General features: G+C 71.8%; 25 protein-coding genes. 12 read left to right on the top strand and 13 right to left on the bottom strand.

The window, feature by feature from the left end; translation table 11 throughout:
• Window positions 1-42: 42 nt before the first annotated feature.
• The 4 genes from ACIGQF_RS24455 to ACIGQF_RS24440 are packed head-to-tail and all read right to left on the bottom strand — an operon-like array spanning window position 43 to window position 4,084.
• Window positions 43-822: a hypothetical protein gene (locus ACIGQF_RS24455; RefSeq protein WP_399713928.1), complete on the bottom strand. Its 780-nt coding sequence runs from the start codon at window positions 820-822 to the stop codon at window positions 43-45.
• On the bottom strand, window positions 815-1,594 hold the full coding sequence (locus tag ACIGQF_RS24450; RefSeq protein WP_399713926.1) for a hypothetical protein: 780 nt from the start codon (window positions 1,592-1,594) through the stop codon (window positions 815-817). Before ACIGQF_RS24450 ends, ACIGQF_RS24455 begins: the two co-directional genes overlap by 8 nt.
• A gap of 30 nt (window positions 1,595-1,624) precedes the next feature.
• The gene (locus tag ACIGQF_RS24445; RefSeq protein ID WP_030254205.1) at window positions 1,625-2,149 is read right to left on the bottom strand and encodes a phage tail protein; all 525 of its coding nucleotides are present in this window, start codon (window positions 2,147-2,149) and stop codon (window positions 1,625-1,627) included.
• A 39-nt stretch (window positions 2,150-2,188) separates the two neighbouring features.
• The gene (locus tag ACIGQF_RS24440; protein WP_399713923.1) at window positions 2,189-4,084 is read right to left on the bottom strand and encodes a phage tail sheath family protein; all 1,896 of its coding nucleotides are present in this window, start codon (window positions 4,082-4,084) and stop codon (window positions 2,189-2,191) included.
• A 707-nt stretch (window positions 4,085-4,791) separates the two neighbouring features.
• Here ACIGQF_RS24440 and sucC point away from each other — a divergent pair.
• Complete coding sequence (gene sucC / locus ACIGQF_RS24435) at window positions 4,792-5,970, top strand: ADP-forming succinate--CoA ligase subunit beta (protein ID WP_399713920.1); 1,179 nt, start codon at window positions 4,792-4,794, stop codon at window positions 5,968-5,970.
• A gap of 21 nt (window positions 5,971-5,991) precedes the next feature.
• Window positions 5,992-6,876 carry a succinate--CoA ligase subunit alpha gene (gene sucD, locus ACIGQF_RS24430; protein ID WP_399713918.1) on the top strand — a complete coding sequence of 295 codons (885 nt, stop codon included), beginning with the start codon at window positions 5,992-5,994 and terminating at the stop codon, window positions 6,874-6,876.
• A 108-nt stretch (window positions 6,877-6,984) separates the two neighbouring features.
• On the opposite strand, the gene ACIGQF_RS24425 is transcribed toward sucD, so the two are convergent.
• Window positions 6,985-7,896: an RNA polymerase sigma factor gene (locus ACIGQF_RS24425; RefSeq protein WP_399713915.1), complete on the bottom strand. Its 912-nt coding sequence runs from the start codon at window positions 7,894-7,896 to the stop codon at window positions 6,985-6,987.
• A 75-nt stretch (window positions 7,897-7,971) separates the two neighbouring features.
• On the opposite strand from ACIGQF_RS24425, the gene ACIGQF_RS24420 reads away from it, so the two are divergent.
• On the top strand, window positions 7,972-9,816 hold the full coding sequence (locus tag ACIGQF_RS24420; RefSeq protein ID WP_399713913.1) for a DUF6350 family protein: 1,845 nt from the start codon (window positions 7,972-7,974) through the stop codon (window positions 9,814-9,816).
• Window positions 9,817-9,838: 22 nt separating this feature from the next.
• Here ACIGQF_RS24420 and ACIGQF_RS24415 read toward each other — a convergent pair whose 3' ends face one another.
• On the bottom strand, window positions 9,839-10,867 hold the full coding sequence (locus ACIGQF_RS24415) for a hypothetical protein (protein WP_399713910.1): 1,029 nt from the start codon (window positions 10,865-10,867) through the stop codon (window positions 9,839-9,841).
• Between the two features lie 275 nt (window positions 10,868-11,142).
• On the opposite strand from ACIGQF_RS24415, the gene purN reads away from it, so the two are divergent.
• The 3 genes from purN (at window position 11,143) to ACIGQF_RS24400 (ending at window position 13,976) form a co-directional block, all read left to right on the top strand.
• Window positions 11,143-11,802: a phosphoribosylglycinamide formyltransferase gene (gene purN / locus ACIGQF_RS24410; RefSeq protein WP_399713907.1), complete on the top strand. Its 660-nt coding sequence runs from the start codon at window positions 11,143-11,145 to the stop codon at window positions 11,800-11,802.
• Complete coding sequence (purH, locus tag ACIGQF_RS24405) at window positions 11,799-13,364, top strand: bifunctional phosphoribosylaminoimidazolecarboxamide formyltransferase/IMP cyclohydrolase (protein ID WP_399713904.1); 1,566 nt, start codon at window positions 11,799-11,801, stop codon at window positions 13,362-13,364. Before purN ends, purH begins: the two co-directional genes overlap by 4 nt.
• Window positions 13,365-13,493: 129 nt before the next feature.
• Window positions 13,494-13,976, top strand: a complete 483-nt coding sequence (locus tag ACIGQF_RS24400) for a hypothetical protein (protein WP_399713902.1) — start codon at window positions 13,494-13,496, stop codon at window positions 13,974-13,976.
• Window positions 13,977-14,091: 115 nt separating this feature from the next.
• On the opposite strand, the gene ACIGQF_RS24395 is transcribed toward ACIGQF_RS24400, so the two are convergent.
• Window positions 14,092-14,853, bottom strand: coding sequence for an RDD family protein (locus ACIGQF_RS24395; protein WP_399713899.1), 762 nt, complete (start codon window positions 14,851-14,853; stop codon window positions 14,092-14,094).
• 372 nt (window positions 14,854-15,225) lie between these two features.
• On the opposite strand from ACIGQF_RS24395, the gene ACIGQF_RS24390 reads away from it, so the two are divergent.
• From ACIGQF_RS24390 to ACIGQF_RS24375, 4 genes are all read left to right on the top strand, one after another.
• A complete protein-coding gene (locus tag ACIGQF_RS24390) occupies window positions 15,226-16,080 on the top strand; it encodes a bifunctional methylenetetrahydrofolate dehydrogenase/methenyltetrahydrofolate cyclohydrolase (RefSeq protein ID WP_361559564.1) in 855 nt (284 codons plus the stop codon).
• A 46-nt stretch (window positions 16,081-16,126) separates the two neighbouring features.
• Entirely contained in the window at window positions 16,127-16,555 is a 429-nt protein-coding gene (locus tag ACIGQF_RS24385; RefSeq protein ID WP_399713896.1) for a DUF3017 domain-containing protein, read from the top strand.
• Between the two features lie 275 nt (window positions 16,556-16,830).
• Window positions 16,831-18,120, top strand: coding sequence for a DUF2690 domain-containing protein (locus ACIGQF_RS24380; protein WP_399713893.1), 1,290 nt, complete (start codon window positions 16,831-16,833; stop codon window positions 18,118-18,120).
• Between the two features lie 469 nt (window positions 18,121-18,589).
• The gene (locus ACIGQF_RS24375) at window positions 18,590-19,579 is read left to right on the top strand and encodes a malate dehydrogenase (protein ID WP_361559573.1); all 990 of its coding nucleotides are present in this window, start codon (window positions 18,590-18,592) and stop codon (window positions 19,577-19,579) included.
• Between the two features lie 105 nt (window positions 19,580-19,684).
• On the opposite strand, the gene ACIGQF_RS24370 is transcribed toward ACIGQF_RS24375, so the two are convergent.
• The 6 genes from ACIGQF_RS24370 to ACIGQF_RS24345 all read right to left on the bottom strand — a co-directional run bounded on the left by ACIGQF_RS24370 (window position 19,685) and on the right by ACIGQF_RS24345 (window position 24,914).
• The gene (locus ACIGQF_RS24370) at window positions 19,685-20,350 is read right to left on the bottom strand and encodes a hypothetical protein (RefSeq protein ID WP_399713890.1); all 666 of its coding nucleotides are present in this window, start codon (window positions 20,348-20,350) and stop codon (window positions 19,685-19,687) included.
• Between the two features lie 88 nt (window positions 20,351-20,438).
• Window positions 20,439-21,455, bottom strand: a complete 1,017-nt coding sequence (locus tag ACIGQF_RS24365; RefSeq protein WP_399713888.1) for a hypothetical protein — start codon at window positions 21,453-21,455, stop codon at window positions 20,439-20,441.
• Between the two features lie 174 nt (window positions 21,456-21,629).
• On the bottom strand, window positions 21,630-22,739 hold the full coding sequence (locus ACIGQF_RS24360; RefSeq protein WP_399713885.1) for a hypothetical protein: 1,110 nt from the start codon (window positions 22,737-22,739) through the stop codon (window positions 21,630-21,632).
• On the bottom strand, window positions 22,736-23,233 hold the full coding sequence (locus tag ACIGQF_RS24355) for a hypothetical protein (protein ID WP_399713883.1): 498 nt from the start codon (window positions 23,231-23,233) through the stop codon (window positions 22,736-22,738). Before ACIGQF_RS24355 ends, ACIGQF_RS24360 begins: the two co-directional genes overlap by 4 nt.
• Window positions 23,234-23,272: 39 nt before the next feature.
• The gene (locus tag ACIGQF_RS24350) at window positions 23,273-23,935 is read right to left on the bottom strand and encodes a hypothetical protein (RefSeq protein WP_399713881.1); all 663 of its coding nucleotides are present in this window, start codon (window positions 23,933-23,935) and stop codon (window positions 23,273-23,275) included.
• Between the two features lie 31 nt (window positions 23,936-23,966).
• Window positions 23,967-24,914 carry a peptidoglycan DD-metalloendopeptidase family protein gene (locus tag ACIGQF_RS24345; RefSeq protein WP_399713878.1) on the bottom strand — a complete coding sequence of 316 codons (948 nt, stop codon included), beginning with the start codon at window positions 24,912-24,914 and terminating at the stop codon, window positions 23,967-23,969.
• Window positions 24,915-25,256: 342 nt separating this feature from the next.
• Here ACIGQF_RS24345 and ACIGQF_RS24340 point away from each other — a divergent pair, with 342 nt between their 5' ends.
• Together ACIGQF_RS24340 and ACIGQF_RS24335 are read left to right on the top strand one after the other, a co-directional pair.
• Window positions 25,257-25,712 carry a hypothetical protein gene (locus tag ACIGQF_RS24340; protein WP_399713875.1) on the top strand — a complete coding sequence of 152 codons (456 nt, stop codon included), beginning with the start codon at window positions 25,257-25,259 and terminating at the stop codon, window positions 25,710-25,712.
• Window positions 25,713-25,725: 13 nt separating this feature from the next.
• Window positions 25,726-25,971 carry a hypothetical protein gene (locus ACIGQF_RS24335; protein ID WP_399713872.1) on the top strand — a complete coding sequence of 82 codons (246 nt, stop codon included), beginning with the start codon at window positions 25,726-25,728 and terminating at the stop codon, window positions 25,969-25,971.
• The last annotated feature ends 107 nt before the right edge of the window (window positions 25,972-26,078 follow it).

The raw sequence follows: 26,078 nt of genomic DNA, 5'->3' as shown, positions 1-26,078 counted from the left end.
GGGCCGGCAGGCCCGGCCTCATCGTCGAAATCACGGTCACCGTCAGCTGTTCCTCTCCCCGCGCCCCAGGTAGTCCGCGAGGCTCAGTGCGGGGCCGCGGCGGTCGGCGCGGCCCGGCCTGCCGCCCGGCGCGGGGCGTTCCGTACCGGCCGCGCTGACCTCCAGGCGGCCGATCTGTACGTGCACCACCCGTTCGGCGGGCCGCTGGCCGCGCCGGCCGGCAGCGGCTGCGCGTGCCGCGTCCCGGGCCGCCGGCACCTCCGTACGGGGGCGCAGCGCGGGTGTCACCGTGCGAGGGGCGGTGTCCCTCCCCGCGGGGGCCGGCGTGGCGGCCGCCCGCCGCGTGGGGCCGGACTCTTCCCCGTGGCCGGCTGTACGCCGTGTCCCCGCGCGCTGCCCCTCGGGTGCGGCGGGCCGCAACCCCGGCTCCGGGTGGGCGACCGGCCGGAGCAGCGGTGCGACAGGTCGCGTGGAGCGGTCGGCGGGTTCCGGGGCGGCCGGGTGCGCCGGGTCGGGCCGCAGCACCGTCGTCTCGTGTTCGGTGGTCCTGATCTCCCGCTCGAAGCGGAGCCGTTCGCCCTCGGCGGGAGCGGCGAGCGGGGCCTGCGGGTACAGCGCTGCCGGGGCTTCCGGCTCGACCGGCGCGCCCCTCAGCGCTTCGATGCGTTCGAAGGGGCCCGGGAGCCGAGGCTGCAGGCGCACCCGGCCGGTCGCGCTCGTGTTCCCGCCCGGCGCTCCCGTGTTCCCGCCCGGTGTGCCCGGGAGCGCGCGCGGCGCCGGCGCGTGCCGGGCGACCAGCCGCCCCAAGTAGTCGTCAGACATCGGCGCACAGCTCCAGGTAGTAGCGGCGCCGCAGCGGGCTGAGCGCCAGGATCTCGGGCTCGCTCCAGCCGTAGGCGGAGGCGAGCAGGTGGACGTCCAGGAGCACGTCGCGGGCCCAGGCGTCCAGTTCGGTCCACAGGTACGCGGCGATGTCCAGCTCGGCCGGGGTGGTCGTGCCGCACTCGGGGCAGGCGATGTTCAGGGTCACCTCGGCACCGGGGTCGGCCTCCTCCACCGCCTCGGCGAACCGTTTCAGGACCGCTTCCGGCAGCCGCTCCAACTCCTCGGGATCAGCCTCACGTCTGCCCTGGCCGGCCGTACGTCCGTCCCGTACCGCAGTGAGCACACACCGGGCCCCCAGCAGCCGCCGGGCTTCCGCCGGGTCGTGCGCCGCGGTGGCCGAGACGGCGGTGAGGTCGGCGACGGACGGCAGCCGGAAGACCACCGACCAGCCGCCTTCGGTCACCCGCAGGCCGTCCTCGGGCGGCCGCGGCCGGGCCGCGCCCAGTTCGGCCGCGTCCAGCTCGAACTCCATCGCCGCGCCGCACTCCGGGTCCGCGCATGCCAGCTTGACCTGCATGCGCTCGCCGAACAGCGCGCGGCGCAGCGCGAAGAGGTCCGCCGCGCGCTCGCCCGCCGGCACCGACAGCAGTGCGTCGGTGCCGGCCTCGGGGCGCGCGGCGCGGTGCAGCAGCAGGGCTCGGCCGCCGTCCTGGAGGGCCAGCCCGGCCTCCCAGGCGGCCAGCAGCTCAGCGGGCCCGGTGACTGCCATTCCTTACTCCGTTGCTCAGGACTCCGCTGCTCAGGCGGGGTGCGTGAACGAGGGCTCCTGCGGCTCCTCGACCTCGTAGTCCCGCTCCCAGCCCTCGCACTCCAGCTTCAGGCTCTGGATCGCCACCGCGTTGGCGTTGGCGTCCATCTCGCCGAGCACCTGGTACTCGCTCGGCCAGGCCCGGTAGATCTTGTGCGAGACGGCGACCTGGCCGGCCTCGTTCAGGACCTGGATGACGATGTCCTTGCGGAAGTCCGCGAGCGACACCTCCGAGCCCAGACCCGCGCCGACCTGCCAGACCTTGTTGGCCCAGCGGTCGAACTCCGGGTCGTGGGTCACCCCGCGCTCCAGGGTGATGCCCTCGAACTCCGAGCGGCCGGGCGACTTCCGCGGCGAGCTGGGGTCGCCGCCGTGGCGGTGCTTGACCACCTCGGTGGTGCGCTTGAGCGGGGAGATCTTGCTGATGCCCGCGACCGTACGACCGTCCCACAGGACCAGGAACTTGAAGTTCTTGTACGGGTCGAAGCGATGGGCGTTGATTGTGAACTCAGCCATCGGATTCCTTCGGTTCCTTCGTTCCTTGATTCCTTATGGTCAGAGCTCGAACTGCCCGGCCATCTGCTGGATCTTGACGATCACGAACTCCGCGGGCTTGACCGGCGCGATGCCGACGACGACGTTGACGATGCCGTTGTCGATGTCCTCGGCGGTCGTGGTGTCCTTGTCGCACTTGACGAAGTACGCCTCGCGCGGCGTGCCGCCCTTGAAGGCGCCCTGCTGGAACAGGCCGTGCAGGTACGACGAGGCATTGAGCCGGATCTGCTGCCAGAGCTGCTCGTTGTTGGGCTCGAAGACCACCCACTGCAGGCCGCGCAGCAGGGACTCCTCGACGTGCAGCGCGAGCCGGCGGACCGGTACGTACTTCCACTCGCTGTCCAGCGCGTCGGCGCCCTGGAGGGTGCGCGCGCCCCAGACGACCGGGCCGACCATGGGGAAGGTCCGCAGGGAGTTGATGCCCAGCGGGTTGAGCAGGCCGTTCTCCCGGTCGGTGAGCTTGACCGAGAGGGAGTGCACGCCCGCGAGGCGCGCCTCGGTGCCCGCCGGCGCCTTCCACACGCCGCGCTCGCTGTCCGTACGGGCGATCACACCCGCGATGGCGCCGGACGGCGGGAAGGTGCGGAGCCGGCCGGTGAGCGGGTCGGTGAGCTGGAGGTGCGGGAAGTACAGCCCGGAGTGGTTGCCCCGGACGGACTCGAAGGCGCCGATGCCGGCCCGGGCGGAGTCCACGGAGACCCAGGTCGAGGGCGCGTCGACGAGGTGGAAGATGCGCCGCTCCTGGCAGAGCCGCTCGGCGGCCGAGAGGACCGTGACCATGTCCTCGGTGTTCTCGTACCCGGACAGCTCCGGCAGCGAGAGCAGGTTGACGTCGTCGACGTCGCGCAGCGCCTGCAGGCCGGTCTTGCGGGCCTCGCTGCCGATGATGTCGCGCGGACCCGGCACGTCGCCGTCGATGCCGCCGGAGAGCGGGAAGACCGGCGGGTTGACCGAGGCCTCCAGGCCCAGGTCGTTGGCGCACTCGCCGACGAACCGCACCACGTCCTCGGGGTCGGCGGACCCGGCGACCACCTGAAGGCGGCGGCCGAAGGCGGTGACCTGCGCGCCGGCGTAGGCGTGCTTGCCCGGCGCGTCGGGCAGCGCGCGCAGCTTGCGCTCCAGGAGGAGGGCGAGCTCCGTGACCGTGCAGGGGGCCTCGCCGTCCTGGTCGGGGTCGTAGAGCGTGAACTCGCGCTCGACCTCGCCGATCTTGACGGTGAGGTCGACGTTCAGGTCGGGCAGGTCGTGGGCGAACGGCTTCGAGACCGTGCCGGAGGGGTCGGGGCGCCCCTCGTCGAGGACCTTGACGCGGATCAGCTGCGAGCCCGCGTTGATCACGGTCTCGGCGTACCGGCCGCTCTCGGGGTCCATGGACAGGTTGCCGTACGACTCGCGGGCGGTGCCCTTGGCGTCGAGGACCTGGAGGTTGAAGGTCTCCCCATGAGAGGGGTGGCGCGAAGCGCTTCGTGCAGGGGTGGTGGTCGGGTGACGGGCGGGCGTGTCGTGGTCGACGGCGATGCGCAGGCCGTCGCCCCAGATGCCGGGCTCCTTGGCGTGCACCTCCAGCACCGGGCACTCGCTGTGGCCCTCGGTGGACTCCAGAGTGACGCAGGCCTCTTCGCCGGTGCCGGCCTTCACGGTCCGGACGATGACCGCGACGGTGCCGCCGTTGCCGAAGAACTGGTGCACGGCGTAGCTCAGCGGACTCTTCGAGGTCAGGCCGCCGAAGCGGCGCTCGAAGTCGGCGAAGCTGGTGATGCGCACCGGGTGGTTGAGCGGGCCCCGGCGAGTGTGTCCCACAAAGGCGGTCACCGAGGTGGTGACGGTGGTGATGCTGCGGACGCTGCTGGGAAGCTCTTCGACGTAGACGCCGGGATAGGTCGCGTTTGTCGGCATTCCCCCTCCAATCCCTGTCAGGCACCGAGTAAGAGGCACCAAGAGGGCGGAAGGGGGAGGAGGTGGGCAAGCGACGCCACCGCGCCCCTACGCGGCCACGCCTACTCATCAGTTCTCCCCCGTCTGTCCCCGCCGGGGTCGGCCGGCCGGGACCAGGCAGCCGTGGGCGACGGCAGACCTGTGACTCCTGATGCGTAAGTGCTCAACGCAGTTTCCAGGGCTGACAGTTGGGGGGTCAAGGATGCTTTCCGGTCGGCTTTTGCGGAGGAGTTGTGTGGGTCGCGTCGACGCGGTGGGCGGGCGGCTGCGCCGAGCGTCCGGGTCGTACCCCCGTGAGCCGCTCGCCCGGGTGCATACCGGACGTCCCGCCGCGCGTCCGGCGGGGGACACGCGGCGGACGGGTGTACTCCGTGTGAGGGCCCCGTGCGGAGCGCCGTCGAGAACCGGCCACGCCTCGACGGGGGCTGTGACGCGCGCCTCCGTCCGCGTGATCTGTGACAGTAATCACCGCCGCAGTGTGATCTGCGATTTAGGAGGGCCGGTGCCGCGGGGATAACCTGCGAGACGGACATGCCGCGTACCGGCTGACGATGTACGCCCTTGCTGTGACTGCGTTGTCACCCTGCCTTCGCGGCACGCCCGCGCAGACAACGAATCCACGATCACCACGTTCGTGGGCTAATTGAGAAGCAAAGGGACGGACGCGCGTGGACCTGTTCGAGTACCAGGCGAGGGACCTCTTCGCCAAGCACGGTGTACCGGTGCTGGCCGGTGAAGTCATTGACACGCCTGAGGCGGCCCGCGAGGCGACCGAGCGGCTGGGCGGCAAGTCTGTCGTCAAGGCGCAGGTGAAGGTCGGCGGCCGCGGCAAGGCCGGCGGCGTGAAGCTCGCCGCGACCCCCGATGAGGCCGTCGCCCGCGCGACGGACATCCTCGGGATGGACATCAAGGGCCACACGGTCCACAAGGTGATGATCGCGGAGACCGCTCCGGAGATCGCCGAGGAGTACTACGTCTCGTACCTCCTCGACCGCACCAACCGCACCTTCCTGGCCATGGCCTCCGTCGCGGGCGGCATGGACATCGAGGAGGTCGCGGCGACCACCCCCGAGAAGCTCGCCAAGATCCCGGTCGACTCCAACGAGGGTGTCACCAAGGAGAAGGCCCAGGAGATCGTCGCCGCGGCGAAGTTCCCCGCCGAGGTCGCCGACCAGGTCGCCGACGTCATGGTGACCCTGTGGAAGACCTTCGTCGCCGAGGACGCGCTCCTCGTCGAGGTCAACCCCCTCGCGAAGGTCGCCTCCGGTGACGTGATCGCCCTCGACGGCAAGGTGTCCCTGGACGCCAACGCCGAGTTCCGCCAGCCGGAGCACGAGGCCCTGGAGGACAAGGACGCAGCCAACCCGCTCGAGGCTGCTGCCAAGGCCAAGGGTCTGAACTACGTCAAGCTCGACGGCGAGGTCGGCATCATCGGCAACGGCGCGGGTCTCGTCATGAGCACCCTGGACGTCGTCGCGTACGCCGGTGAGAACCACGGCAACGTCAAGCCCGCCAACTTCCTCGACATCGGTGGCGGCGCCTCCGCCGAGGTCATGGCGAACGGCCTGGAGATCATCCTCGGCGACCCGGACGTCAAGTCCGTGTTCGTCAACGTCTTCGGCGGCATCACCGCCTGCGACGAGGTCGCCAACGGCATCGTCCAGGCCCTGGAGCTCCTGAAGTCCAAGGGCGAGGACGTCAACAAGCCGCTGGTCGTCCGCCTGGACGGCAACAACGCGGAGCTGGGTCGCAAGATCCTGTCGGACGCGAACCACCCGCTCGTGCAGCGCGTGGACACCATGGACGGCGCGGCCGACAAGGCCGCCGAGCTCGCGGCTGCGAAGTAAGGGAAGAGGGACTCCAGAACAATGGCTATCTTCCTCAACAAGGACAGCAAGGTCATCGTCCAGGGCATGACCGGTGCCACGGGCATGAAGCACACCAAGCTCATGCTGGGTGACGGCACCAACATCGTCGGCGGTGTGAACCCGCGCAAGGCCGGCACCAACGTCGACTTCGACGGCACCGAGATCCCCGTCTTCGGCACCGTTGCCGAGGCCATGGAGAAGACCGGCGCCAACGTGTCCGTCCTCTTCGTGCCGCCGGCCTTCTCGAAGGCCGCCGTGGTCGAGGCCATCGACGCCGAGATCCCGCTGGCCGTCGTGATCACCGAGGGCATCGCGGTCCACGACTCCGCCGCCTTCTGGGCGTACGCGAAGGCCAAGGGCAACAAGACCCGCATCATCGGCCCGAACTGCCCCGGCCTGATCACCCCCGGTCAGTCCAACGCCGGCATCATCCCGGGCGACATCACGAAGCCGGGCCGCATCGGCCTGGTCTCGAAGTCCGGCACGCTGACGTACCAGATGATGTACGAGCTCCGTGACATCGGCTTCTCGTCGGCCGTCGGCATCGGTGGCGACCCGGTCATCGGCACCACCCACATCGACGCCCTGGAGGCGTTCGAGGCGGACCCCGACACCGACCTGATCGTCATGATCGGTGAGATCGGCGGCGACGCCGAGGAGCGTGCGGCCGACTTCATCAAGGCCAACGTCACCAAGCCGGTCGTCGGCTACGTCGCGGGCTTCACCGCGCCCGAGGGCAAGACCATGGGCCACGCCGGCGCCATCGTCTCCGGCTCCTCCGGCACCGCCCAGGCGAAGAAGGAGGCCCTGGAGGCCGCCGGTGTCAAGGTCGGCAAGACCCCGACCGAGACCGCCAAGCTCGCCCGCGAGCTGCTCGCCGGCTGAATCCGGCGCGGCGCTGCGTCCCTGACGTGAAGCGCGCGTAGCTTTCTCCGCGGACCCGTACTCCCTTGGGGGGTGTACGGGTCCGCGTCGTTCGCGGCCGCGCCCCGCCTACGGGCGCTGCTGCGGGTCGTGCTCGGCCTGCGGGTCGCCGGCCGCGGGAACGCCGGGCGGCCCCGGCGGCGGGACGTACCGCTCGCCGCCCCCGGTCCACAGCGCGGTGGCGGTGAGGGCGACGATCAGCCCGGTCAGCCCGATCGCGCTCCGCGTCATCCGCCGGGTGCTGCGCTCGCCGCCCGTCCGTACGGCACGGGCCGCCGGCGTCCGCACCGGATGCGCCGCCGCCAGCCGGGCCAGCCGCTCGCACAGGATCGCCCGCTGCCGGGCCGGTGACGCGCCGTCCAGCCCCAGCTCCGGCAGCCGCCCGGCGAGCTCCTCGCGGGCATGGGCCAGCCGGCCGGCCGCCGCCGGCGTACTCGCCTCGACCTCGGCCGCGGTCTCGCGCAGCTCCAGGCCGACCGCGTCGTGCAGCAGCAGGGCGCGACGGTACGGCGCCGGCAGCCGCAGCAGGGCGGTCAGCAGCGGATCGGGCCGCCCGCTCTCCGCTGCCCGCGCGGGGGAGCGGAAGCTGCTCGGACGGAACCGGTGCCAGGGGGAGAGCGCGTACTCGTGGGTCGCGGCCCGCACCCACCCGGCCGGATCGAGATCCCTGGCCACCTCCGGCCAGCGCTGCCAGGCCAGCTGGAACGCCCGCTCGACCGCCTCGCCCGAGAGCCGCGTCCGGCCGGTGAGGAGGAAGGCCTGGCGGGCGAGGGTCGGCGCGTGACGGTCGTACAGCGCGTCGAAGGCCGCGACCGGTGACGGCGCAACGGGCTGCGCGTCGCCGCGCGTGCCCTCCGGTGGCGGGCCGGCGCTCTTGGCCCGTGAGGCTTTCCTGGGCCGGGGCGCCTTCCCGGATTTCGGGGGCCGCCGGCTCTTCCCGACCTTCCGTGACTCCTGCGCCTTACGGGTTGTAAATCCCATAAACGCATATTGGGCGACACGTCCTAAATTCGCCTGCTGCGTGGTGGAAACGGGTGTAGTTGGGAGCATGGCGGCGTGAGCCAGCTGACCGACAGCGACCCGATGGCCGCCACGCCCGGCGGCGCCGCGGCGCCGCGCGTCACCACCCCCGTCGGCGCCTTCCTCGTAGGAGTGGTCACCGCCGGGCTGGGCCTCGGCGTCTGCACCGTCTCCGTCCTCCTCCTGTGGATCGCCGCGCCGGCCCCGGCCGGCGGCCCCGCCGGCGCGCTGCACGTCGCCGCCGACCTCTGGCTGTTCGCACACGGCGCGAACCTTGAACGCACCGCGGGGCCGGGCGCCGCCGCCGTACCGGTGGGCGTGACGCCGCTCCTCCTCGTCGCCGTGCCGGTGTGGCTGCTGTACCGGTGCGCCCAGCACGCCCTCTCGGGGGCGGCCGACGGGACGGTGCCCCGGCAGGCCGGGAGCGGCACGGGCCCGCGCGCGGTACCCGTCCGCGCGGCGGCTCCGGGCGCCGTGCTCGGCCGCTTCCTCGGCGGCTACCTGCTCGTCGCCGCGCTCGCCGTGGCCTACGCCGCGACCGGACCGCTGCGCGTCGAGCCCTTCAGCGCGCTGTTCTTCGTGCCGCTCACCGCGGCGGGCACGGTCGCGATGGTGGCGGCGCGCACCATCGGGCTCCGTACGGTGCTGCCGCCGTCCGACCGGCTCCGCCGGATCCGGGCCGCGCTGCCGCCCGGCGTGCGCGCGGCACTCGCCCGCCCCCGGCGGGCCGCCGCGCTGCGGGCCGCGTGCGCCGCCGGAGCGGTCCTGCTCGCCACCGGCGTGCTGCTCGTCCTGACCGGACTGGCGTGGCACGCGGGCGACGTACGCCTCGGCCTCCTCCGGATCGCCCAGGACTGGCCGGGGCGCTGCACAGTCGTGCTGGTCTGCCTCCTGCTGCTGCCCAACGCGGCCGTCTGGGGCGCCGCGTACGCGCTGGGCCCCGGCTTCACGCTCGGCGGCGGCAGCGCCGTGGGCCCCCTCGGCGCCACCGCTCTCCCGGCGGGGCTGCCGCCCTTCCCGCTGCTGGGCGCGGTGCCGCAGGAGGGTGCCGGGTCGCCGCTGACCTGGGCGGTGGCGGCGGGTCCCGTCGTGGCGGGGGCGGTCGCCGCCCGGTACGCGGCCCGGCCCGCGCGCGCCGCGGTCGCCGGGGTACGGGACGCGGCGCGGCACAGCGGGGACGCACCCGCCGGGCAGCGCCGGGCACGCGCCGCGGTGGCCCGGCTGCTGCGCTGGAACCGCCGCGCCACCGCGACGGTCGCCGCACTGGCCGCCCTGTGGTGCGGGGCGGGCGCCGCCGTCCTGTCGGCCGTGGCGGGCGGCGCGCTCGGCACGGCCGCCCTCCGGCACATCGGCCCGAGCTGGTGGCTCACGGGCGCGGCGGCGGCCGGCTGGACCGCGGCCGTCGCCGTACCGGGCGCGCTGCTGCTGCGCGAGTGGTACCTCTGGCGTGGACTCGGCCGGTCGCCGCTGGCGCAGTTCAGGGAGTACCGGTCGGGGCGCGGGCAGCGCCGGGAGGCCCGCGCGGAACGCCGTGAGAAGGCGGCGGAGTCCCGCGCTGCCGCCCAGGAACGCGCCGTGGCCCGCGCGGAACGCAAGGCCCGCAGGCCGGGCCCGGCACACGGGTCCCGGCGGCGTACCGGTACGGGGACCGGCCCGGCCGCGCACCCCTGGCACGGGGCCGGCTCCCGCCGCACCCGCTGGGCCGAACTGCGCCGCGTCTCGGGCGGGCTGAGCGCACCGGTCACGCCGGGGGCGCCGGGGGCGCAGGGGGCGTCGGACGGCTCTGCCGCCCCGGACGGACCCGCGCCTGGGGCGCCGCGGCCGGGTGCCGGTCCGGCGCCGGAGTGGCCCGGCGGAGTGGGCGGGCCGGGCATGGACTGAGCCCCGGTCCCGGCCGGTCCTGTTACTCCTGGACGCTCAGGATCGGCCGCAGCTGCTCGGGGAGCAGCTTCTCGCAGGAGTGCCGCGCCGACTGGGTGAGGGCATCGTTGACGCAGGTGAAGTAGTCCTTGTACACGAGCTGAAGGGTGAAGCTCGCGGCCACGATGGCCAGCGCCAGGCACGCCGTGACCAGCCCGCTCAGCGCCGCGGTGGTCTGCGGCCGGCCGCCGCCGTACGTCGCGGGCGTGGCGGTGTTCCCGGCGGTCGCGTGCGGCGGGCCCGCCGCCGGAGTGGTGTCCGTGCCGTGCGGGGCACCGTCGGGCACACCGCCGGAGAAGTCGGCGGCCGTGGCCTTCGCCCCGCCCGTCCGGCCGCCGCCCTGCTTGCCCGCGCGCGGCTTGGCGCGCAGCGAGCTGATGCCCCAGTACAGCGCCAGCGCGCCGAGCAGCAGGGCGAGCTCCGGCAGGCTGAAGAGCGCGAAGAAGAAGGCCCACATGCCCGACAGCAGTGCGTAGCGCGCCCGCCGCTGGGCCGGGTCCGTCGGGTCCCAGCGCAGCCCGCCCTGCCCGGGGCCGCCGGAGCCACCCGGCCCCTCCGGGCCGCCGCGCCCGGGCCGGCTGCCGAATCCGCCGCCCTGGCGCCCCGGCTGGCGGCTGCTCCACTGGCTGCCCCAGCCCTGCCCGGAGCCCTGCTCGCCGGAGGAACCCTCGGAGGAGTCGCCGCCGTGGTGCCCGGAGTGCGCGTGGCGGGGCCGCCACTCCTGGTCGGGCGTCCCGGCGGGCGGCGCGGCGAAGGGATTGTCCCGGTCTCCGCGGTCCGGGCCCTCACGGTCGCGGCCCTCGCGGTCGTCGGGGCCGCCGCTGCCGCCCGTACCGCCGGAGCCCGCGCCCTGCTGTCCCTCCGCGGCGCCCGGGGAGCCGGCGGCCGGCGTGCCCGGTGCCCCCTCCGACGAGGACGACGGCTTGTGCTCGCGCGGCAGCAGCACCGCCCCCGGTGCGGTGGCGGGCATCGGGAGGAGAAGGAGGGCCGCCCGGCGGCGTCGGTCCGTCATCTGAGGTGCGTCTTCCCCTTGTCTCGTCCGTCCGCCGGGCCGTCGGGCCGGCGGCGGGTCACCACGAATCCCATGTGATCCACCGGACCTGCCGAGAGATCACATGCGCTCTCACGCCCGACGCTACCTCCCGCGTCCGCCCCCGTCCCGTGGGGGCCGCGCGGTGTGCCGGTATCGTTGCTGACGGTCGGCGCCTTCGTAGGGTTCCCCGGATTTCCGGTACCCACGGTCTTGTACGACCACACAAAGCACGCGAGACCGAGAAAGAACCCGCCGTGGCTTCCTCCCCACTCACCGTCCCCGCGCCCGCCCGTCCCGGCCGCCCGGCCCGGATCGTCGCGCTGGTGTCCGGTTCCGGCACCAATCTCCAGGCGCTGCTGGACGCCATCGCCGAGCAGGGCACGGCGGCGTACGGAGCCGAGATCGTCGCCGTCGGCGCCGACCGGGACGGCATCGCCGGCCTGGAGCGCGCCGAGCGCGCCGGGCTGCCGGTCTTCGTCTGCCGGGTCAAGGACCACGCCGACCGCGCGGCCTGGGACCTGGCGCTCGCCGAGGCGACCGCCGCGTACGAGCCGGACCTCGTCGTCTCCGCGGGCTTCATGAAGATCCTGGGCAAGGAGTTCCTCGCCCGGTTCGGCGGCCGGACCGTGAACACCCACCCGGCCCTGCTGCCCAGCTTTCCCGGTGCCCACGGCGTGCGCGACGCGCTCGCGTACGGCGCGAAGGTCACCGGCTGCACCGTCCACTTCGTCGACGACGGCGTCGACACCGGTCCGGTCATCGCCCAGGGTGTGGTCGAGATCCGGGACGAGGACGACGAATCCGCGCTGCACGAGCGGATCAAGGAAGTCGAGCGTTCGCTGCTCGTCGATGTCGTGGGGCGTCTGGCCCGTAACGGCTACCGCACTGAGGGACGAAAGGTAGTTATCCCGTGACCGAGACCGCCGAAGGTACCAAGCGGCCCATCCGCCGGGCGCTGGTCAGCGTCTACGACAAGACCGGGCTGGAAGAGCTGGCGAAGGGGCTGCACGCGGCGGGCGTCCAGCTCGTGTCCACCGGTTCGACCGCCGGGAAGATCGCCGGGGCCGGCGTCCCCGTCACCAAGGTCGAGGAGCTGACCGGCTTCCCCGAGTGCCTGGACGGGCGCGTGAAGACGCTGCACCCGAAGGTGCACGCCGGCATCCTCGCCGACCTCCGCCTGGAGGACCACCAGAAGCAGCTCTCCGACCTGGGCGTCGAGCCGTTCGACCTGGTGATCGTGAACCTCTACCCGTTCGCCGAGACCGTCGCCTCCGGCGCGACCCCGGACGAGTGCGTCGAGCAGATCGACATCGGCGGCCCTTCGATGGTCCGCGCCGCCGCCAAGAACCACCCCTCGGTGGCGGTCGTCGTGAACCCGGCCCGCTACGAGGACGTGCTGACCGCCGCCTCCGAGGGCGGCTTCGACCTCGCCACCCGTAAGCGGCTGGCCGCCGAGGCGTTCCGGCACACCGCCGAGTACGACGTGGCGGTCGCCTCCTGGTTCGCCGCCGGCTACGCCGGTGACGGCGGCGAGTTCCCCGGCTTCCTGGGCGTCACGTACGCGCGCAAGAACGTGCTGCGCTACGGCGAGAACCCGCACCAGGCCGCCGCCCTCTACACGGGCGGCTGCGGCGGGCTGGCCGAGGCCGAGCAGCTGCACGGCAAGGAGATGTCCTACAACAACTACACGGACACCGACGCCGCGCGCCGGGCCGCGTACGACCACTCCGAGCCCTGCGTGGCGATCATCAAGCACGCCAACCCCTGCGGCATCGCGATCGGCGCCGACGTCGCCGAGGCGCACCGCAAGGCGCACGCCTGCGACCCGCTCTCCGCGTTCGGCGGCGTCATCGCCGTCAACCGCCCGGTCTCGGTCGCCATGGCCGAGCAGGTCGCGGAGATCTTCACCGAGGTCATCGTGGCCCCGGACTACGAGGACGGCGCGGTCGAGGTGCTGTCCCGCAAGAAGAACATCCGGGTGCTGCGCTGTCCCGAGGGCCCGCAGCCGCCGGCCGAGTTCAAGCCGATCGACGGCGGCGGCCTGGCCCAGGTCAAGGACGTCCTCCAGGCCGAGGGCGACGACCCGGCCAACTGGACCCTGGCGACCGGCGAGGCGCTGTCCGCCGAGGAGCTGGCCGAGCTGGCGTTCGCCTGGCGTGCCTCACGCGCGGTGAAGTCCAACGCGATCCTGCTCGCCAAGGACGGCGCGACGGTCGGCGTGGGCATGGGCCAGGTCAACCGCGTGGACTCCGCGAAGCTCGCGGTCGAGCGTGCGGGCGAGGAGCGGGCACGCGGCTCCTTCGCCGCCTCCGACGCCTTCTTCCCCTTCCCCGACGGCCTTGAGGTGCTGACCGAGGCGGGCATCAAGGCCGTCGCACAGCCCGGCGGTTCGGTCCGCGACGACCAGGTCGTCGAGGCCGCCAAGAAGGCCGGCGTCACGATGTACTTCACGGGCACGCGGCACTTCTTCCACTGAGACGCGTACCGCACGTACGCGTGCGTCGCGTACCGCACGTACGAGGCCGGGGCCGCCGCACCTACGGGTGGGGCGGCCCTCGCCGTACGGGCGCTTCCCGGCCCGGGTGCATGCGGCATACTCCGCCGTATGAGTGAGGGAAACACGCCACCGAACGGCGGCTTCGGCCCTGCGGACCAGCCACCACCAGGGCAGACGCCGCCGCCCCCGGCGGGCTACCCCCAAGCGGGCGGCATGCCCGGGCAGGGGGCCGCCCAGGGCGGTTACGCGCAGCCCCTCCTGATGCTCGGTGACATCACCGTCATTCCCGACGGCATCCTCACGCCGGCCGGCCAACTGCCGCTCAAGGGCGCCGTGTGGACCGTCCAGGACATGTCGCGCACCGAGGAGAGGATTCCGACGCACGCGATCGTCCTGGCCGTCGTCTTCTTCGTCTTCTGCTTCCTCGGCCTGCTCTTTCTCCTGATGAAGGAGAGGACCACCGCCGGGTACGTCCAGGTGGCGGTGCACAGCGGCGGGAAGTACCACGCGACGATGATCCCGGCGACGCACGAGACCGTGGCGTTCCAGGTCATGCAGCAGGTCAACTACGCGCGTTCGCTGAGCGTCTGACCGTCTTCCGGGAACAGGACGGGCCGCCGGGAGCAGGACGGTCTTCAGGGAACGGGGCAGGGCCCGTACCCACTGGGGTACGGGCCCTGCCCTGCGCGTGCCGTGCGGCCGGTGGTTACTTCTTGATGACCACGGTGCCGGCGGCGCGGTCGTGCCAGCCCTGCAGCTTGCCGGTGCCGTCGAAGAACGGCGACAGGTAGACCAGTGCCGCACCGATGTAGCAGAGGAAGGCACCGACCATCGGGATGATGTAGCGGATGAAGCCCGCGCCCACGCCCGGCACCTGGCCGGTGGCCTCGCGGACGACGCGCAGGCCGAGCGCCATCTTGCCGAAGGTGGCGCCCTTGATGCCGATCATCAGCCACTCGTAGAGCAGCATGAAGAGGGCGAAGATGCCCAGGATGCCGAACATGACGGCGATGCCGCTGCCGGCCTGCGCAGCCGCCTCGTTCATGCAGGCGTCGTAGCCCGGGTCCATGTAGCTGCCGCAGTCCTCGGCGGCGTTGCCGGCGATGCCGACGACGCTGCCCATGCCCGCGACCATGGCGATCGTCATGATCACGCCGACGATCAGGCCGTCCACCAGGCGGGCCAGGAAGCGCTGGCCCATCGTGGCGAGCAGCACGGGGCCGGTGGCGAGGTTGATGTAGCCGTTGTTGGCCTGGACGGTGCCGGCCGGCGGCTGCTGCTGCGGGTAGCCGTAACCCTGCTGCTGCTGCGGCGGCACGCCGGGGGCCTGCTGCGGGTAGCCGTAGCCCTGCTGGGGCGGGACGCCCTGAGGGGCCTGCTGGGGGTAGCCGTAGCCGGGCTGGCCCTGGGGAGGCTGCTGGCCGTAGGGGTTGTTCGGGTCGCCGGCGGGCGGCGGAGGGTAACTCACGGAAGGCTTCCTTCGGGCGGGGACTGTGGCGGGCCGACGAATACGACGGGAAGCCACCGAACCGCCCGCGCAGCCGCGTTGCTGCGTGAGCCGTGAAGAGTGCTTGGTGTTCTCCCCCGAACGTACCGCTGTCGCATTCGGCCCCTCCTGCGAACGCGGCACGTATCGCAACATCGTGAAGTCCGGATAAAGACTTTGTCCAGCCGACGGTGGGTACTGGTCGTCGGCTGATCCCGATATGTGCTCTTCCTGTTACCGAGACCGGACCGGTCTGTGGTCCGTTCGCGACAACCACATCGGCTCTACGCGCGTCAACCCTCGAACCGGCCCCTGATTGGTACGCCGACCCGGTCATCCGGGAGGATAGGAGCCATGAGCGCCCAGATTCTCGATGGCAAGGCCACCGCCGCCGCGATCAAGTCCGACCTGTCCGCCCGTGTGGCGGCGCTGAAGGCGAAGGGTGTCCAGCCGGGTCTGGGCACCGTCCTGGTCGGCGAGGACCCCGGCAGCCAGAAGTACGTCGCGGGCAAGCACCGCGACTGCGCCGAGATCGGCATCGCGTCCATCCAGCGTGAGCTGCCGGCCACCGCGACCCAGGAGGAGATCGAGGCGGTCGTCCGCGAGCTGAACGAGGACCCGGCATGCACCGGCTACATCGTCCAGCTGCCGCTGCCCAAGGGCATCAACGAGAACCGCGTCCTGGAGCTGATCGACCCGGCCAAGGACGCCGACGGGCTGCACCCCACCAACCTCGGCCGCCTGGTGCTCAACGAGGCTGCGCCGCTGCCCTGCACCCCGAACGGCATCCTGCGGCTGCTGCGCGAGTACGGCGTCGAGATCAAGGGCGCCGAGGTCGTCGTGGTCGGCCGCGGCGTGACCATCGGCCGCTCGATGCCGCTGCTGCTCACCCGCAAGTCCGAGAACGCCACCGTGACCCAGTGCCACACCGGCACCCGGGACCTGGCCAAGCACCTCAAGGAAGCCGACATCATCGTGGCCGCCGCCGGCTCGCCGCACCTGATCAAGCCGGAGTCCGTCAAGGAGGGCGCGGCCGTCCTCGACGTCGGCGTCAGCCGGGACGAGAACGGCAAGATCGTCGGAGATGTGCACCCGGGCGTGCGCGAGGTGGCCGGCTTCGTCGCCCCCAACCCCGGTGGCGTCGGCCCCATGACCCGCGCCATGCTGCTGGTCAACGTGGTCGAGGCCGCCGAGCGCGCGGCCGCCTGAGCCGCGGGGCCGACGACGTACGGACGACAGAAGGGGCAGCGAGCGCATGAACGCCGGAGCACACTCGGACGGGGTGTCCAGGCCGCAGCGCCTCACCCGGCGCTTTCCGCTGATCACGAAGGACACGGCGCGCCCGCAGGGCGGCGGGCGCGCGGCACCCGGTGACGCGCCCGCGCCGGTCCGGCAGTGGCCGCTGCTCACGGTGATCGGCGGGGTCGCGCTCGGGCTGTTGGTGATCGCCTTCGACGCCTTCCGGGCGGGGACCCTGCTGATCGGGCTGGCGCTGCTGGCCGGTGCCGTGCTGCGGCGCGTCCTGCCCTCCGTCGGCATGCTCGCCGTACGGTCGCGCTTCACGGACATGGCGACGTACGGCGGGCTCGGCTTCGTGATCGTGATGCTGGCGCTCATGATCCAGCCCAAGCCCTGGCTCACGCTGCCCTTCCTCGACGACATCGTGCACTTCACGGTGCGCTGATCGCGGTGTGCCGGGTGTGCTGGATGTGCCGGATGTGCCGCGTGCGCTGATCGCGGTGCGCCGGGTGTGGTGATCACGGTGTGCCAGGCGCGCTGCTCACGGTGTGCCGAACCGCGTCCGGACGCCCGGAGCGGGAGCGTCCGGACGTGTGCGGCGCGCGCAGGCGCGTGTCCGAACCGTGAATGCTTTCCTGCGCTCCCTCGCCGGGAACTGGCATCCTGACGAGTGGCATCCCAACGGATAGCCGCAGCAGTTCGGGGGGATAGGGGGAGGCAATGCCTCGCTGGAGGGCGCTACCGGACGAACTCGATCCGCAGGTGAAGGAGTTCGCGGGTCAGTTACGCACACTGGTGGAGCGCAGCGGCCTGAGCATATCGGCCGTCGCGGACCGTACGGGTTACAGCAAGACGTCCTGGGAGCGGTACCTCAACGGCCGGCTGCTCCCGCCGCGCCGCGCGGTGATGGCGCTGGCCGAGGCCACGGGCGCGCACACGGGCCACCTCACCACGATGTGGGAGCTGGCCGAACGCGCCTGGAGCCGCGCGGAGATGCGCCACGACGTCACGATGGAAGCGATACGGGTCGCCGAGGCGCGCGCCGCACTGGGGGAGTTCGGCCCCGCCCTGGAAACGTCGAAGAAGCCCGGCAAAGCCGGCAAACGCTCCGCTGCCAAGAGCGGTCCCGCCGAGGCGCCCGCGGCCCCTTCCCAGGAACCGGCAGACCCGTACGAGGCCCCTGCCGCGACCAGAGTGCCGTACCAGCGCGCTCCCGACGTCCCGGCCGCGGAATCGGCCGCGGAATCCCGCGCGGCCCCCGCAGCGGCCGGTTTCGCGGCCCTGGGGGCCCGCCCCGGCTCCTCCGCCCCGTCGTCGCCTCCCGCACCCGCCGCGCCCCCGTACGGGCCGGACTCGCCCTACGGATCGGACTCGCCCGACGGGCCGGACTCGCCCGACGGGCCGGAGCCGCGGTCCTTCGGCCCGCCGCACGACCCGGACGGTCCTGCGCACGCCCCGGACGGCCCGCCGCACGACCCGGAACGCCGCCGTCGCATCACGATGTTCGTGACCGGCGTCGTCGGGGCGCTGCTGCTCATCGCCGCCGCGGTACTGCTGCTCGGCGGCGGGGACGGCGGGCGGCAGGCGAAGCCCGCGCCCGCCCCCACCGCCTCCCAGGAGCCGCAGTTGCCGGCCGGCGTGAAGTGCGCGGGCGACGGCTGCGCCGGCAAGGACCCCGAGGAGATGGGCTGCGGCGGTGACCACGCCACCACGCCGTCCCGCGGCGTCATGGGCCGCGCCCTGATCGAGGTCCGCTACAGCAAGGTCTGCGGCGCCGCCTGGGCCCGACTGACGGGCGCGGCGCAGGGGGACAGGGCCACGGTCACCTCCGACGGGCGTACGGAGGAGGCGACGGCGGGCCGGGACGGTTCGGCGTACACCGTGATGGTGCGGGTCAGCGGCCCGCCGGAGAAGGCCAGGGCATGCGGTACGACCAGCGCGGGCTACCAGAGCTGCACCGAGCCGCAGACCGCGCGGAACGGCGGCCCGGACCCGTCCGCCGCGCCCTGACCGGCGCGTGACGGACCGCGGCGGACCCGCGGCGGACCCACGGACCCACGAACGCCCGGCGCGGCGGACCCGCGGAGCTGGGCCATTCGGGCGTACCGCGGAACCGGGGGCATGGCCCGGCCGATTCGGGGCAGACGACCGGTCGGCCCCCCACGGGCGCAGCACCACCCGGCGGCCGTTCGCGCTCCCCCTCCTTGTCGCGAACGGCCGCCCACCCCTGCCGCGGACCGGCCGCGCGGCCGGCGACCGGCGGGGTGACGGCCGGTGAGGAGTCACACACCGGCCTGTCACCGGAGGTGCTCCGCCGTCCGATAGCCTGACGCCCGGGTCTCTTGATACCGAGATACATCGACGAGATACATCAAGGCGTCGAGGGGCTCCGTATACATGGGCAGGAACTCCCACCGCCCACCGCAACATGGTGGCTCTGGGGCTTGCCCCCAGAAGAAACTCGCCGCAGGAGATCGCCATGACCCGCACTCCCGTCAATGTCACCGTCACCGGCGCCGCCGGCCAGATCGGCTACGCACTCCTCTTCCGCATCGCTTCCGGTCACCTGCTCGGCGCCGACGTGCCGGTCAAGCTGCGGCTCCTGGAGATCCCGCAGGGCCTGAAGGCCGCCGAGGGCACCGCGATGGAGCTCGACGACTGTGCCTTCCCGCTGCTGCAGGGCATCGAGATCACCGATGACCCGAACGTCGCCTTCGACGGCGCGAACGTGGGCCTCCTGGTCGGCGCCCGCCCCCGTACCAAGGGCATGGAGCGCGGCGACCTGCTGGAGGCCAACGGCGGCATCTTCAAGCCGCAGGGCAAGGCCATCAACGACAACGCAGCGGACGACATCAAGGTCCTGGTCGTCGGCAACCCGGCCAACACCAACGCGCTGATCGCCCAGGCCGCCGCGCCGGACGTACCGGCCGAGCGCTTCACCGCGATGACCCGCCTGGACCACAACCGTGCGCTCTCGCAGCTCTCGAAGAAGACCGGCGTCCCGGTCTCCGAGATCAAGAAGCTCACGATCTGGGGCAACCACTCCGCGACCCAGTACCCGGACATCTTCCACGCCGAGGTGGCCGGCAAGAACGCCGCCGAGGCCGTCAACGACGAGAAGTGGCTGGCCGACGAGTTCATCCCGACCGTCGCCAAGCGCGGTGCGGCGATCATCGAGGCCCGTGGCGCGTCCTCGGCCGCCTCGGCCGCCAACGCCGCCATCGACCACGTCCACACCTGGGTGAACGGCACCGCCGCCGGCGACTGGACCTCCATGGGCATCCCGTCGGACGGCTCCTACGGCGTGCCGGAGGGCATCATCTCCTCCTTCCCGGTCACCACCAAGGACGGCAAGTACGAGATCGTCCAGGGCCTGGAGATCAACGAGTTCTCCCGCACCCGCATCGACGCCTCGGTCAAGGAGCTGACCGAGGAGCGCGACGCGGTCCGCGGCCTGGGCCTGATCTGAGCCTGACGGCCAAGGCCTGACGGACAACAGCGGCCGTGCGGTCCAGCCCTCGCGGGTGGGCCGCACGGCCGTGTCGTGTCCCGGGGCGACGGCCCCGGGCGGTGCTCACCGCTGAGCGGGCCCCCGCTGCCGTTGCTCGGCCCGTGGATGACGGGGCTGCTGGTGCCGCTGCGCCAGCTCGCGTGCCGACGAGGCCCCCTCCCCGCGCAGCGAGTGCACCCGCGCCGCGTCGAGGCCCGAGCGCAGCCGGGCGGCGCTGCTCGTCGGCATGCGGCCGGCCCGCGCGGTGTCTGCTTGCAGCTGCGAGCGTAGGGCGCTGACCCGCGCCAGATGGCTGCTCAGCTGTCCCGGCGTCATGTCGGACACGGGCGCCTGCGTGGCTGCCAGCACGGTGGCCGGATGCGCGGGAATGGGCGCGGCGCCGCTGCCCCTGCTGCGCTCGGGGTCGATACCGACCGAGCGGAGCGCCGCCGCCTCGGCCCGCCGGCGCTCGCCGTCGGACGGCCGCTGCCGCGCTCCCGGCCCTGAGGACGCCCGGTAACGCCTCTCGGCCGGCGTCATGCGCGTGCGCCAGGTGACCGTCCCCGAGTACTCGTTCACGTAGAGGGCGACCTTGGCGCGGGGCGAGCGCTCGCGCGCTGCCGCCGCCCGCTCGCGCTCCGCCTTGGCGGGCTGCTCGGCCCGCTCACGTTCCTGCTGCCCGAGCCGCTTCTTGCGCGACTGCTCGTCCGCGGGCCGGTGTCCGTGCTGTGTGTGCACCCTGGGGTCCATTGCCTGTCCTCCGTGGCAGCGGCGGCGGGTCGGCGGGAAGCCGCGGCGATCGGGTCGCCGCGATGCCCGAGCTGAGGGGGTTCGTGGCTTACGCCGACGGCTGGCCTGGGTGGGCGGCATGCTGCGCGAGCCGGGTCAGCCTCTTCCGGGCCGCCTCGATCTTGTCCCCGTCCGCAGCGGCCGGGCCGCCGGGCCGGGCGAGTTCCGTCCACGTGTTGATCAGCTGCTGCCCGTAGACCAGGCCCTGCTGCGGGTCCCTGATGGACGACCACGCCTTGGCCGCGCGCATGAACGTGTCGTAGGCGGTCGGGTCGTTCTGCTTGTACCGGTGGCCGAAGACGTCGAGGTAGATGGCCACGGACTTCACGCTGTCGTGCGCCAGGTAGGCGATGTGCGCGAAGAGCTCCTGCAGATGCAGCACGTACGGGTGCCCGATGCCGAACTCCTGCACCGCGGTGCTGAGTGCGCTGTTCGCCGTCGCCGCTGCGAACTCCAGGCGCCCCAGCTGTACGGCGTCGTTGATCCGGGTGACGGCGTCCGCGAGCGCGGGAGGGATGGTGGGCGGCGCGGTGGCCCCCGGCCTGGGCGCCGGCTGCTGAGCCGGCACGCCGTGCCCCACCGACGGCCCGTACGCGGCGGGCGCGGGCTGCGGGGGCTGCGCGGGCTGTCCGGCGGCGGCAGTACGGGGATCGGCGACCGGGGCGTGCGGAGCCGGCTCCGGTATCTGCTCCACCGGCTGTCCGGTGGGCGGCGCGCCCTGCTGCTCGATCTGCTGCGGATGCGGCCGCGCCTGCGTGTCGGGAGCCGGGGGCGAGGGCGGAGACGGAACCGGCGTCGACGATGGCGTCTGTGCCTGCGTCTGCGCCTGCGGGGGAGTGGAGCTCGGCGCGGGTGCCGCTGTCGACGCCGCCGGTGGCGCCACCTGCTCCGGCTCCCCGGCGAAGTGGCTGGAGCCGTCCGTCTGCACCTCGATCGGGGTGAGATAGCCACTGCGAGCGTCGTGCACCAAGGCCCGTACCGGGTGCCCGGTGGCCATGGCCAGCCGGTACAGATAGTTGAGCACTGCATCGTGCAGCGCCTCGTCCCGGGCGGGGGACACGGGCATACCGCCGACCGTGCAGTCACCGTTCTCGGTGATCAGCACGTCGAACGGAGTCGGCGCCGGCTGCTGGCCTTGCTCAGCAGCCGGTTTCCGCTCACTGCGGCGGAATCTTGGCATATCGCACTCACTCAGGGTCTCGCTGTGGACATGGACTTCGGGCTGTCACGCAGCGGTTCATCAGTGGCCCCGGCCACGGCCATTGTTGTTCTGCTGGGGCAGCTGCCGCGGGCGCGCGGTGTTCTGCTGCGCGGCCGGCCCCTGCGCCGCGGTGTTCCCGGTGCTCTGCGCGTTCCCACGCGCAGAACGCTGACGCGCCAGCCCGGCGGCCGGATTGACCGCCTGTCCGGACGCACTCGATTGCGTACTCGACTGCGCACTCGACGCCGATTGAGTCTGCGTACTCTTCACTCCCCCCTTCAGCTCGGAGAGTTGTGCGACGGACATGTTCTGTTGCGTGGACTGGTTCGGCGCCACAGCCGGAGCGGGCTCGTCGGTGCGCTCGCGAACGACGGCGAGGTGGTGCTCCTGGGCGATACCCACCAGCTCGACCCGGGCGAAGGGCTTCGCCAACTGCTCGTGATCCCTCGGGATCTCGATCGGCAATTTTTCGCCGTTGACTTCGCGACACGTCTGATAACGCTCGTTCTGCAGCTGGTTGGCCGCGTCGATGTAGGGCCTGGCCCGCTTGACGCCGAACTCTTCTTCCAGTGCTCCTGACCTGGAGAGTTCGTATAACTTATGGTTGGCCATCTTCACGTCGAAGCTGTCCGGAGTATGCAGTTGCAGCTCGATGCGCTGACCGGTCTCCTGGTGCTCCCACGCACTGTTGATGCCCTTGTAGACAGGATCGGTCCAAGTGTTCTGAACCTTGATTTCGTCGAACCCACGCGCACGCAACTCCTGGAAGGCTTGCTGAACCCCGTGCGTATAGGACTCTGCTTCGAAGAGCAGCGTGTACCGATTGAGGTCTTTCATTCCCGCGAGTAGCTGGGCGGCGCTTTTCTCGGGATCTTCGCGGCGTTCGCGAGCTATCTTTCCCCGCAGGGATTCCAGCGTTTTCAGGGAGAAGTCGACTTCGGCCACGCCCTCGGAGAGTTTGTCTCCGGGTAGCTGACTTCCCTGCTCGTTCGTCCGGTCGCGAATCTCCCGCATCATCGCGTCGAACGCCGGCCGCACCGCCTCGGCCCGCTGCCAAGCAGCTTGGACCAGGGCGTCGTCTGTGGCGGTCAGCGTAAGATGCGATTCACCCTTTTCCGCGCTGCCGCGCCAGGCGACCTGTTCGCTCACAGCGCTGTGGCACCTGACACGCCGAAGACCCTCTGCAAAATCTCCTCCGCCTCATCCGCCGTGATCGGGACGAGGTGTGGCGCATCGTGCGGCCCGGCACTGTGAAAGTCGAAAATAGATGGGGTGCGGGCCCACACCTGGTCCCGGCCGAACGCCTCGTCGCGACTGCTTTCCGGGCTGGGCTTGCGGCGCACGACGCCGCCGGCCTGCTCCCCCGGACGAGGCTCGCTCCCGAATCGCGCCCAGTACAGGCACCAACGCGACCGGTCCTGCTTCAGTTCTTCGGCCCGCTCCGGTGTGACGGGCGTCAGGTCCGCCAGGACCGGGCCGTCCTTGAGCCGCTGGTCCGGGCCGACGAGGTGCCAGTCCCAGTCCCACAAGGACAGGTACTCCCAGTTCTGCGTCCCGGCGGCCCGCCGCCAGAGCGCTTCGCTGGTGCGGTGCACATATGGGTCTTCGTCGGTCTCGATGAAATACTCGTACTCTGCTGTCATTCTTCTCTCCATCGTATTCGTGAAGTGAGTGGTAAGTCCTCAGTCTTGTTTCTCGGAGGACGGTGGCGCGCTCGGGACGACCGCCGCCGGGACCGCGTCGACGCGGCTGACCTGCCAGTCGTCCTTCGCGCTGGTGCGGACGAGCGTGACGAAGGCCTGTACCCGCGGGCCCACGCCCTTCCAGCCGTCGCGGCCGGTGGCCGTGCCGGCGACCGAGATCTGCCGATGGGCCTTGGTGGGCGTGTCGGCCGGGGCGTCGCCGTCCACCTCCAGGTGGAGCTTCACCTTGGTCCACGCCTTGTGCTTCGCCCAGGTGTTCCACTCGTTGCCGGCACCGGCCGCGGGGTGGTAGCTGCGTTCGTCCTTGGCCTTCTTGCTGGTCAGGTACGGGGTGGTCCGCAGGATCGCGTCGTGGGGGCTCACGTCGTACTTCGTGTCGTAGCTGTAGGCCATGAGCGCCCACGCCTTCGCCACGGCAGTCGCGTCATGGCGGTCCGGGTCCGGTGCCTCGGGCACGTGGGCGTCGGGGCCGAGTGGCGACGCCGACGGCAGCGGGGCCTTCTCGGCGAACGAGGGTTGCGTCGCCTTCGGCTTCTCGTCGGGGCTTTCGAGGCCGGGGAGTCCGCAGCCCGTGAGCCCGGCCAGGCTTGCGGCAACGGCCACCGCCAGGCCCGCTCGCCGCATGCCGGCGGCCGCCGCCATGGTCTTCACCTCGAACCCCCGTTTCCCGCTGTCACTTCTTGAGCCCCAGCCACGGGGCCGGGTCCACGTAGTTGCCGTCCAGCTGCACCTCGAAGTGGCAGTGTGCACCGGTGGAGAAGCCCGTGGAACCCACCGCCCCCACCTGCTCACCAGTATTGACCTCCTGCCCGACATGGACGTTGATGGCGGACATGTGGTTGTAGGTGGTCGACACCTTTTTGCCGTCCATCGTGCCGTGCGAGATCACCACGCGGTTGCCGTAGCCCCTCGACCAGCCGGCGAAGGTCACTTTGCCCTTCAGGGCGGCGCGCATCGGGGTGCCCATCGGGGCCCCGAAGTCGATGCCGGTGTGCAGCTTGCGTACGTGCAGCGTCGGGTGCATGCGCATGCCGTAGGGCGAGGTGACGGGCGGGTTGCCACCTACCGGCATCGCCATCTTCTGCCCGGCCGGCACCTCGGCGCCGCCGCCGGTGGCCTGCTCGTATTTGGCGATCAAGGATTTGATGCGCGCGACGTAGGCCGTCGTCTCGTCGTACGGCGGCATGCCGCCGTATTTCTGCACCGCGCCGGGGCCGGCGTTATAGGCGGCGAGCGCCAGGTCCAGGACATTGCCGCTTTTCGCGTACGGCTTGATCTGCTTCGCGAGCGCGCAGTCGTAACGGCCCTGGGCCATGATGGCGTCCCCCGCGTCGTACGGGGAAATGGTGCCGCTGTTGTCGTCGTCGCGGCCCCAGGTCTTCCAGGTGCCGGGCATGAACTGTGAAAGGCCCTCGGCACCCACGGGTGATACGGCCTTGGGGTTCCAGCCCGATTCCGCCTCGATCTGGGCGGCGATCACGGCCGGACCGATCTCCTTGCACTGCGTCCCTGATTTGAGGACCCACGACACGTATTGCGCGGGCACCTGTTTGCTATTGAGGGAGCCGTTGCCGTCGGACGGCAGGTCGGAATCCGCTTCGTCGCCACCTGCCATGCCCATGAAAAGGACAATAGGTGCGAAAACTATAGCGACCGCTCCGCCGATGATCCATGCGGCCGCACCCCCGCCCCGTGACATGCATCCCCCTGTGCACTCCAGATCCCTGGGTAGCGCACACCTTAGCGCGGCTGGCATCATGCATCGCGCGGGTATCGACTGAACCAACGTCATCCCGTTGCACACTGTCGGCGCGGCCAACTGGCGAGCGGCGTCCGCTCAGTTGGGCGGGGGAGTTGGTTATCGGGGGAGAGAAGAACTGTGCGGGGGAATGCGGGGGAAACGCCCTTTGGGCCCGATATCTGGGTCCGAGGGCCGGTGAGTGGTGGGGGAGTCGCCGCTCTCGTGGAACGCGAGTCCGACGTCGAACAACGTTCTGCTCCACAGCAGTTCTCCTGGGTGAATGTCCACGGCGGTGCCGGTGCGACGACGTTGGCCACGCTCTTCGGTGGCGCGGATGTCGGTCAGCGATGGCCTGACCCGGCGCGCGGTGAGCCGTCAACGTTGCTGTTGGTGGCGCGCACGCACGCAGTTGGGCTGCGCGGGGTGTCACAGACGCTGGACCTTTTCCGACGCGGCGAGCAGCCCGCCGGGCTGCAGATCGCGGCCGTGGTGCTCGTGGCCGACGCTCCCGGCCGGTTGCCGCGAGAGCTTCAGCAAAGGATCAAGATCCTCGGTTCTGCGGTGGCCGTTCACCGGGTCCCGTGGATCGCGGCTTGGCGTACCGGCGCGAAGCTCGACGGCTCGCTCCCGCGTGAGCTCCTGGCTCTGGCCCGCCTCGTCGGCCATCCCGTTCAGTAGATGTGGAGCAATCGTGACGACATTCCTGCTGGCTGAGATGCCGCCCGACTACGTAACGAACCCGATCAACCAAGTCATGGGCTATGCCGCCTGGGTGGCGACCGCGGCGGGCGTCATGGGACTGCTGATCGTCGGGGCCAAGATGGCGCTGTCGATCCGCCACGGTGAGGGACAGGAACACATGGTCCAGCTCGGCACCGTGCTCGGGGCGTGCATCATCGCGGCCACCGCGGGCCCCATCGTGAACTTCATTCTTTAGCAACCCGAACTCTTCGTCGAGCGCCCGCACTTGCCCAGCTGCTGGTGAGTGCGCCGGACATCAGTTCCTGTTCCGACGCCGCCGAATCGAAGAACTACTGGGCGGGC

It is taken from the genome of Streptomyces sp. NPDC053560, assembly GCF_044544605.1.
Lineage (GTDB): Bacteria > Actinomycetota > Actinomycetes > Streptomycetales > Streptomycetaceae > Streptomyces.
The sequence above is the reverse complement of the archived record's forward strand: the minus strand, read 5'-3'. Positions and strand labels throughout refer to the sequence as shown.

What these genes read in the sequence shown, in the direction of transcription:
- ACIGQF_RS24355 (WP_399713883.1), bottom strand. Translation starts at nt 23,233, where the DNA reads ATGACAGCAGAGTACGAGTATTTCATCGAGACCGACGAAGACCCATAT.
- ACIGQF_RS24445 (WP_030254205.1), bottom strand. Translation starts at nt 2,149, where the DNA reads ATGGCTGAGTTCACAATCAACGCCCATCGCTTCGACCCGTACAAGAAC.
- ACIGQF_RS24415 (WP_399713910.1), bottom strand. Translation starts at nt 10,867, where the DNA reads ATGACGGACCGACGCCGCCGGGCGGCCCTCCTTCTCCTCCCGATGCCC.
- ACIGQF_RS24390 (WP_361559564.1), top strand. Translation starts at nt 15,226, where the DNA reads ATGAGCGCCCAGATTCTCGATGGCAAGGCCACCGCCGCCGCGATCAAG.
- ACIGQF_RS24365 (WP_399713888.1), bottom strand. Translation starts at nt 21,455, where the DNA reads ATGCCCGTGTCCCCCGCCCGGGACGAGGCGCTGCACGATGCAGTGCTC.
- ACIGQF_RS24380 (WP_399713893.1), top strand. Translation starts at nt 16,831, where the DNA reads ATGCCTCGCTGGAGGGCGCTACCGGACGAACTCGATCCGCAGGTGAAG.
- sucD (WP_399713918.1), top strand. Translation starts at nt 5,992, where the DNA reads ATGGCTATCTTCCTCAACAAGGACAGCAAGGTCATCGTCCAGGGCATG.
- ACIGQF_RS24385 (WP_399713896.1), top strand. Translation starts at nt 16,127, where the DNA reads ATGAACGCCGGAGCACACTCGGACGGGGTGTCCAGGCCGCAGCGCCTC.
- ACIGQF_RS24375 (WP_361559573.1), top strand. Translation starts at nt 18,590, where the DNA reads ATGACCCGCACTCCCGTCAATGTCACCGTCACCGGCGCCGCCGGCCAG.
- ACIGQF_RS24370 (WP_399713890.1), bottom strand. Translation starts at nt 20,350, where the DNA reads ATGGACCCCAGGGTGCACACACAGCACGGACACCGGCCCGCGGACGAG.
- ACIGQF_RS24350 (WP_399713881.1), bottom strand. Translation starts at nt 23,935, where the DNA reads ATGGCGGCGGCCGCCGGCATGCGGCGAGCGGGCCTGGCGGTGGCCGTT.
- ACIGQF_RS24400 (WP_399713902.1), top strand. Translation starts at nt 13,494, where the DNA reads ATGAGTGAGGGAAACACGCCACCGAACGGCGGCTTCGGCCCTGCGGAC.
- ACIGQF_RS24345 (WP_399713878.1), bottom strand. Translation starts at nt 24,914, where the DNA reads ATGGGCATGGCAGGTGGCGACGAAGCGGATTCCGACCTGCCGTCCGAC.
- ACIGQF_RS24455 (WP_399713928.1), bottom strand. Translation starts at nt 822, where the DNA reads ATGTCTGACGACTACTTGGGGCGGCTGGTCGCCCGGCACGCGCCGGCG.
- ACIGQF_RS24450 (WP_399713926.1), bottom strand. Translation starts at nt 1,594, where the DNA reads ATGGCAGTCACCGGGCCCGCTGAGCTGCTGGCCGCCTGGGAGGCCGGG.
- ACIGQF_RS24425 (WP_399713915.1), bottom strand. Translation starts at nt 7,896, where the DNA reads ATGGGATTTACAACCCGTAAGGCGCAGGAGTCACGGAAGGTCGGGAAG.
- ACIGQF_RS24440 (WP_399713923.1), bottom strand. Translation starts at nt 4,084, where the DNA reads ATGCCGACAAACGCGACCTATCCCGGCGTCTACGTCGAAGAGCTTCCC.